Origin of the sequence: Azospirillum sp. B2RO_4, assembly GCF_051124815.1 — a bacterium.
Taxonomy (GTDB): domain Bacteria; phylum Pseudomonadota; class Alphaproteobacteria; order Azospirillales; family Azospirillaceae; genus Azospirillum.
The window spans coordinates 2,910,296-2,917,531 of the sequence record NZ_CP118485.1 but is presented as its reverse complement, the minus strand read 5'-3'; the positions used below and the strand labels follow the sequence as shown (position 1 = coordinate 2,917,531).

At 67.6% G+C, this 7,236-nt stretch carries 8 protein-coding genes and 1 tRNA gene; all 9 read right to left on the bottom strand.

Annotated elements, in window-relative coordinates; genetic code table 11:
• Positions 1-567: 567 nt before the first annotated feature.
• Positions 568-828 (bottom strand): 30S ribosomal protein S20, encoded by a 261-nt coding sequence (gene rpsT / locus PWS46_RS14000; protein WP_085087297.1) that lies wholly within the window; start codon positions 826-828, stop codon positions 568-570.
• Between the two features lie 195 nt (positions 829-1,023).
• The gene (locus PWS46_RS13995; protein WP_434616350.1) at positions 1,024-1,800 is read right to left on the bottom strand and encodes an enoyl-CoA hydratase; all 777 of its coding nucleotides are present in this window, start codon (positions 1,798-1,800) and stop codon (positions 1,024-1,026) included.
• A 105-nt stretch (positions 1,801-1,905) separates the two neighbouring features.
• On the bottom strand, positions 1,906-2,205 hold the full coding sequence (locus PWS46_RS13990) for a hypothetical protein (protein WP_434616347.1): 300 nt from the start codon (positions 2,203-2,205) through the stop codon (positions 1,906-1,908).
• Positions 2,206-2,361: 156 nt separating this feature from the next.
• Positions 2,362-3,204: a bifunctional DNA-formamidopyrimidine glycosylase/DNA-(apurinic or apyrimidinic site) lyase gene (gene mutM / locus PWS46_RS13985; RefSeq protein ID WP_434616344.1), complete on the bottom strand. Its 843-nt coding sequence runs from the start codon at positions 3,202-3,204 to the stop codon at positions 2,362-2,364.
• 39 nt (positions 3,205-3,243) lie between these two features.
• Positions 3,244-4,194, bottom strand: coding sequence for a prolyl aminopeptidase (pip, locus tag PWS46_RS13980; RefSeq protein WP_434616341.1), 951 nt, complete (start codon positions 4,192-4,194; stop codon positions 3,244-3,246).
• 145 nt (positions 4,195-4,339) lie between these two features.
• Positions 4,340-4,416: transfer RNA gene (locus PWS46_RS13975), tRNA-Arg, on the bottom strand.
• Between the two features lie 132 nt (positions 4,417-4,548).
• Positions 4,549-5,337, bottom strand: a complete 789-nt coding sequence (locus PWS46_RS13970; protein ID WP_434616338.1) for an ankyrin repeat domain-containing protein — start codon at positions 5,335-5,337, stop codon at positions 4,549-4,551.
• Positions 5,334-6,755 carry a hypothetical protein gene (locus PWS46_RS13965; protein ID WP_434616335.1) on the bottom strand — a complete coding sequence of 474 codons (1,422 nt, stop codon included), beginning with the start codon at positions 6,753-6,755 and terminating at the stop codon, positions 5,334-5,336. The genes PWS46_RS13970 and PWS46_RS13965 overlap by 4 nt, the downstream gene beginning before the upstream one ends.
• Positions 6,752-7,129: a hypothetical protein gene (locus PWS46_RS13960; protein WP_434616332.1), complete on the bottom strand. Its 378-nt coding sequence runs from the start codon at positions 7,127-7,129 to the stop codon at positions 6,752-6,754. Before PWS46_RS13960 ends, PWS46_RS13965 begins: the two co-directional genes overlap by 4 nt.
• Positions 7,130-7,236 lie beyond the last annotated feature (107 nt).

Genomic DNA, 7,236 nt, shown 5'->3' with positions numbered 1-7,236 from the left:
GCTCCCTTACTCCCGCTCCTTCCGCCGGCCGGCCCCACCGCCGTGGCGGCGCGGGATCACCCCGCAACCGGTTCCGCAACCGGAATAGCCGCCCATCTGGTCCAGCCCGGAAGACTCCAGGCACGGATAACCCCGAACGGAACACTATACCCAAAAAGCACGCGCAAGAGTCGACGGGATCGTAAATCCCGCCCCAAGCACGACAGCTTGTAAGTAAAAGAAGATCGTGCGAACGACCGGGACTCAACAAGCCCTGATCCGGCGTAAGACCTTCAGTATTTCACTGCTGTGTTCAACCGGACACAGAGTGTTGCATCACCCCAATTCGTCCGGCCGAATGGATCAAAAGTCTAACCATGCCGCAGAAATCTGGCAATGGGACAGATGGCGAACGGCCCAAAAAGATAAAAACGTTCGCTTTGACCACAAGACCGATCCCGAATCTCATACGCGACCCTAAGAACAATCTAAGACAATTGTCGAGCATCCGCATATTTACTTTAAACGCAAAAAGCCGCGCCCCGAGTCACGGGCGCGGCTTTTTGAAACCAGCGGATGAAGACTCTATCAGAGAGCCTTGATCGCAGCCGACAGACGCGACAGCTTGCGCGACACGGTGTTCTTGTGCAGCACGCCCTTGGACACGCCGCGCATCAGTTCCGGCTGAGCGGACTTGAACGCCTCGGCGGCGGCGGACTTGTCGCCGCTCTGGATCGCGCCCTCGACCTTCTTCACGAAGGAACGGATGCGGCTGATGCGGGCACGGTTGACTTCCGTGCGACGCTCGGTCTGACGAATGCGCTTTTCAGCGGACTTATGATTGGCCATGGAAACCCTACTCCGAACGACACGGCTGTCGTGATGCGAGCGCGCCTTATACGCGGCAGCGCACTACGAGTCAAGGCGTGGTCGCCCGTTGATTTTGACTAATCGTACTTAAACGACATCTTGATGGGATCTGGTCCGTCCCCCGCAAGATGCAGGGGACGGATCCAACGGCAGAGTCAACGCTGTGTCGACGACTCAGCGATTCTTCCAGCCGGGCTGGCGCTTCTCGGCGAAGGCGGCCATGCCTTCCTTCTGGTCTTCGGTGGCGAAGGTCGAATGGAACAGGCGGCGTTCGAAGCGGACGCCCTCGGCCAGCGTCGTCTCGTAGGCGGCGTTGACCGCCTCCTTCGCCATGGCGATGACCGGCTGCGACAGCGAGGCGATCTTGGTGGCGACCTTCACCGCCTCCTCGACCAGTTCGGCGGCCGGGACGACGCGGGAGACGAGGCCGCAGCGCTCGGCCTCGGCGGCGTCGATCATGCGGCCGGTCAGGACCATCTCCATCGCCTTGGACTTGCCGACGAAGCGGGTCAGGCGCTGGGTGCCGCCGGCGCCGGGGATGGTGCCGATGGTGACCTCCGGCTGGCCGAACTTGGCGGTGTCGGCGGCCAGGATGAAGTCGGCCATCATCGCCAGCTCGCAGCCGCCGCCGAGCGCGAAGCCGGCGACCGCGGCGATGGTCGGCTTGCGGCACTTGGCCAGCCGTTCCCACTTCGCGGTGATGAAGTTGGAATTGTAGACATCCATATAGGAGAAGCCGGCCATCTCCTTGATGTCGGCGCCGGCGGCGAAGGCGCGCTCCGACCCGGTGACGACGATGGCACCGATGGCGCCGTCGGCTTCGAACTCGTCCAGGGCCTGGCCCAGCTCGGTCACCAGCTGGTCGCACAGCGCGTTCAGCGCCTTCGGACGGTTCAGCGTGATCAGGCCGACCGGGCCGCGGGTCTCGACGAGGATGGTTTCATAGGACATGGCTGCAGCACTCTCCCGATGGGGCGAGCCCGGTTGCCTCCGGGACTCGTGGTTGTTGAGATGTTCGATCCTGAACCGGCGCGAGTATGGCGGGTGTCCCCGCGATCAGCGCGGCGTCAAAGTGAAGCGGACGGCGGTCGCGGCCTTCTGCCCGGCGCCTTGGCCTGCCGGCTTGGGGAATTCCAGCCGCAGTTCCTCGCCCTCGCGGACGAAGACGCGGTCGGCGGTCCGACGCCAGCCCAGTTGCGGCAGCGTCTGGTCGTAGAAGGCCAGCACCGCCTGACGCGGCACCTCCCCCGACAGCACGGCCTGGACAATCCGCCCGCCCGGCTTGTCGAAGACCAGCGGTTCCGATTCGGCGGTCGCCAGACCGGGCATCACCGGAACGTCGGTGAAGCCGGGCACGAACGGCCCGGAGTCGGCGACAGCCGGTGGGGCCGCAAGAGCCGGAGGAATGGGAACGAGGAAGCTCCCCAGGCCCGCGACCGCGGGGCCGGCAAGGAGGAAAGCGGCGGACGCCGCCCGGAGCATGGCCGGTAGAGCCGTCATGCCCCAGCTATATCACCGTTGGCGCGCCGCACAAAAGAAAGTCGAGCGGCCGGACTGTACAATCCGCTGAACGCCCCCCGTCCGGGTGCGGTCGCAGTCGCAATCGGGGCACCCCTCCCCCTCCCGGTCGTAGACGGCGAACTGGTGCTGGAAGTATCCCAGTTCCCCCGACGCCTGCCGGTAGTCGCGGAGCGACGAGCCGCCGGCGGCGATCGCGCGCTCCAGCACCTCGCGCACCGCAGTGGCGAGGCGGTCGACCTCCGCCGCCTTCAGGCTGGCGGCGGTCCGGGTCGGCAGGATGCCGGACTGGTACAGCGCCTCCGACACATAGATGTTGCCGAGCCCGGCGACGATGCTCTGGTCGAGCAGCGCCGCCTTGATCGGGGTGATCTTGCCGGCCAGCCGGCGGGCGAGGTCGGGGCCGGAGAACTCGTTGCCCAACGGCTCCGGTCCCAGGTTGCGCAGCATCGGGTGGTCGCCCAGCGCGTCGGCCACCGTCAGGTCCATCAACCCGAAGCGGCGGGCGTCGTTGAAGGTCACCACGGTGCCGGCATCGGTCTCGAACACCACATGATCGTGCTTGTCGAAGACATCCGGCCGTTCCGGCGCGATGATCATGCGGCCGGACATGCCGAGATGGGCGATCAGCACGCCGCCGTCGTCCAGATGCATCAGGATGTATTTCGCCCGCCGCCGCACCGACTCGACGCGTCGGCCGGTCAGCCGCTCGCAGAAGCGCGGCGGAAAGGGAGTGCGGAGGTTGGGCCGCCGCTGCTCCACACGGACCAGCCGCCGGCCTTCGAGATGCGGGGCGAGGCCCCGGCACACCGTCTCGACTTCGGGAAGTTCAGGCATCGGCAAAGTGTGGGGTGGGTGGAGTGGAAGTTAAACCCCTCACCGATATTCTTTGAACCGCTCCGTCGCCTGGATCAACGCGGCGCGGATGCCGGGTTCCATGGCGGAATGGCCGGCGTCGGGAACGATGCGGTAGTCGGCTTCCGGCCAGGCACGGTGCAGCGCGTCGGCGGAGATCACCGGGCAGACGATGTCGTAGCGGCCCTGGACGATCACCCCCGGCAGATGGCGGATGCGCGACACGTCGCGCAGCAGCTTGTCCTCCGGCGTGAAGCGGTTGGAGCGGAAGTAATGCGCCTCGATCCGCGCCAGTCCCAGGGCGTGGCGGTCCTCGCCGCTGGCCGCGATCAGGTCGGGCGACGGCAGCAGGGAGGAGCAGCTGCCCTCATAGACGCTCCACACCCGCGCCGCGGCCATGCGCACCATCGGGTCGGCCGAATCGAGCCGCTTCCAGTAGGCCTCCAGCAGGTCGTCGCGCTCGTCCTCCGGGATGTGGCCGGCGAAGGCGGTCCAGGCCTCGGGGAAGAGGATGCGCATGGAATAGAGGAACCAGTCGATCTCCGCCTTCCGCATCAGGAAGATGCCGCGCAGGATCAGGCCCAGGCAGCGGTCGGGATGGGTCTGGGCATAGGCCAGCGCCAGCGTCGAGCCCCAGGAGCCGCCGAACAGGTGCCAGCGCTCGATGCCCAGATGCCGGCGCAGCGTCTCGATGTCCTCGACCAGCCTCTCCGTGGTGTTCTCCCGCGTTTCGCCCAGCGGGGTGGAGCGGCCGGCGCCGCGCTGGTCCATCACGACGATGCGGTAATGGGCGGGGTCGAAGAAGCGGCGGTGGGTGGGCGAGGCGCCGGCCCCCGGCCCGCCATGCAGGAACATCACCGGCACGCCGCGCGGGTTGCCCGCCTGTTCCCAATAGACCGTGTGGATCCCGTCGACGGCGAGGGTGCCGGTCTGGAACGGGTCGATGGGCGGATAGAAGTCGCTGCGGGGCATGGCCATGCATCCAGTGGTGCGGGCCACAAGTGTAGAGGAGCCACCGGGGCTTGCGCCAGCGCGACGAAGTCGGGAAGCGTCACGCCAAACGACAAAGGCCGCCCGAAGGCGGCCTTGCGTGTCGATCATGTCTTTTCAGGGAAGATGGCGCGCCCGAAGAGATTCGAACTCCTGACCCTCAGATTCGTAGTCTGATGCTCTATCCAGCTGAGCTACGGGCGCGCTGTGTCTTCTTTCCTGTCGGCACCGGCGGCGGGCCGTCGGCGTCGAGGCGCGCAACCTACTCAAAAGCTTCACCGGGCGCAAGCGCTTTTCTTCGAAAAAAATCCGGCGCGCCGCCCGGCCCGATTCCTCCTACAGCCGGTCGGCCATCCCGGCGCAATCCAGCACCACGCCGCGCCGCGCAAAGGCGGCGAACAGGCCGCGCACCGCCTCGCGATGGGCCGGCGGAATGCGCAAGGGGCGCTGTCTGGTGAAGAAGTTGCAGAAGGATTCGCCGGCGGTGAACTGGGTGCGGCCGCCGGGGCTGCGCCACCCGGTGTCGGCCCCCAGGTCGAGCAGGGCCGTGGCGCTCGCCCAGCTCATGCTCTCCACCGCCGCCATGAGCGGCGTCGAATTGCCCCAGACGACATTGAGATCGACGCCGGCACGGGCCAGCAGCCGCAGATGCTCCGGCTGGTCGGAACTCACGGCCTCGTGGATCACCGGCTGGTCGTGGGCGCCGCGCGCGTTGGGATCGGCCCGCCCGGCGAGCAGGACGCGGGTGAAGGCGGGGTCCTCCAGGCGCACCGCGTACATCAGCGGCGGTTCGCCGGCCGCCGACTTCACATTCGCGTCCGCCCCGGCGGCCAGCAGCGCCTTGGCCGTCTCGTTGGTCGGAGCGGGAAAGATGAAGAAGATCGGGCGGAAACCGTCGCGGCCGACGCCGTTGGGATCGACGCCGCCGCGCAGAGCCTCGACCACCTTGGACACGCGGCCTTCCTGCACGTCGTCGGCCAGGGACGCCAGCCTCGGATCGTCGAAATAGCGGCTGGTGTCCAGTCTGCGGGCGGTGGCGCCCATGGCGTTGTTCTCCTGACTGATTGCACATCCGACGGCGAGGACGACCGCCAGCATCACACGGAAGACCAGCCGGAACCTCATCCGGACACCCCCTGCCCCGATGCCTGTTGCCCCGGTGCATCCTGCAGAGTGGCCACGTCCTCGCTCTTCTCGCGCTCGATGCCGTTGATGGCGCTGATGATGGAATGCTGCCCGCCCGGGCTGGTCATCGGCACCGGTTTGCCGGCATCGTCGAGCGCCGGGACGGTGACGACCGGGCCGATGGCCGGCGGCAGCAGGTTGCCCTGACTGACGAGATTCTTCAACGCGCGGGGGAAAGCGGTGGTTCCGCCTTCCACCAGTTGGCGCGTGTCGGGTGAAAGAAAGGGAAAGCCCAGCTTGTCGGCGACGAAGTTGCCGGCGGCCACCGGCATGCCGATCCCGGACCCCAGACCGCCGGCCAGCAGCCCGACCCCGGATTGCAGGGCGGCCGAATTCTGGACGCCGGTCAGGGGATCGCCGGGTGTGCGGAACTGCAGGAAGTCGGAAGGGTCGCCGGTGTCGCCGCCGACCGTCTTGGGATTGAGGCCGGCGGCGTTGAACATCATGCCGGTCAGTCCGCCGGACACGCCCGCCGCCTGCGCCTTGCCGCCGCCCAGTGAATGGCCGGTGACCAGCACGTCGGGACCAAGCTTGTTGGCGACCTTGGCGCCAAGCTTGGCCGCCGCCTTGTACTGGATCGTCTCGCCGCCCAGCGCCTGATCCATGTTGGTCTGCAGATCCTCCATCTCGCTCGGCACCGTGCCGCGGAAGGCGAGGACCGTCTGCTGGCCGCCCGGCCAGTCCGCCGGCGTGCGGTAGATCTTGGCCTTGGCCTTTTCCAGCAGCGCCGGATCGATGCCGGCCTCGTTCAGTTCCGCCTCGCTCATCGCCGTCCAGCCGAGCGGCGGCTCGTTCTTGGGCGGCTTTCCGTACTGGTCGTAGGTGTCGCCCGACAGGCGGGCCAGTTCCACCGCCCGGTTGTCGCGGGCCAGCCGTTCGGCCGCCGCCTTCTGCGCCGGGGTGCTGCCGGCGCCGCGCCCCTTGTCGATCAGGGAATGGCGCTGGTTCAGCCGGTCGATCTTGGCCTCGACCGAGTTCGGGCAGGCTTCGACCACCCGCCGGCGCGGCGTGCGGGCCGGGGACAGCTGCTCCTTCGCCGCCTTGTAGAGGCGGCCGACCACCGGATGCGACTCCATCGCCTTGTCGGCGAGATAAGCGGTGCCCTGGACCGCCGCCTTCCCGGTCTCGGCGGCGGCGCGCATGCCAAAGCCGGCAACGCGACCGGTGGCCTTGGCGGTCTCGACCACCGCATCGCCCGCGGCAACGGCCGCCGATTTGGCCATGTCGGCTGCCGTCGAAGCCATATCGGCAGCCGCCGACGCGGCAGCCTGCGCGGAGGACGCGGCCCGCACCGCGGCCTGGCGCGCGGCGTCGGAGGCCGCCGCATAGGCTTCGGCCAAGGCATCGCCCCAGCTCATGCCGCGCCGTCCTTCCGCCCTTCCGCCAACAGGGCGAAAAGGGTCAGGGCGGTGCGCTCGACCGCATCGGCCTTATCGGTCGGCGAGAGCGCCGGATCGTTCAGGATTTGGGACATGGCCGGAAAGCGGCGATCGAAGTCGATCCCCATCGTCCAGGCGGTGACGATATAGCGGCCCAGGTCGCGCTCCGCCTCCAGCCCGTATCCCCGCGCCCGCTCATATTGCTGGCGCAGGGTCTGCCGTCCCTCGGCAGTGTCGAGAACCGGGCCGGCCTTGGGATCCGACTGCGTCAGGATGCGGGTCATCTTCCACAGGAACCCTTCCACCGCCAGCGTTTCGACCTGCTGGTCCGAAAGCGTGAGACCGGATGCCATGCCCCTCTCTTCCGCTCGCCAAAAAACCGCATCGGAGTGCGACTGTATGAGGGCAACCGAAGACGCAACAGCAATTTCGGGGGCATAGGCCGGACGGCCGAAGTCCA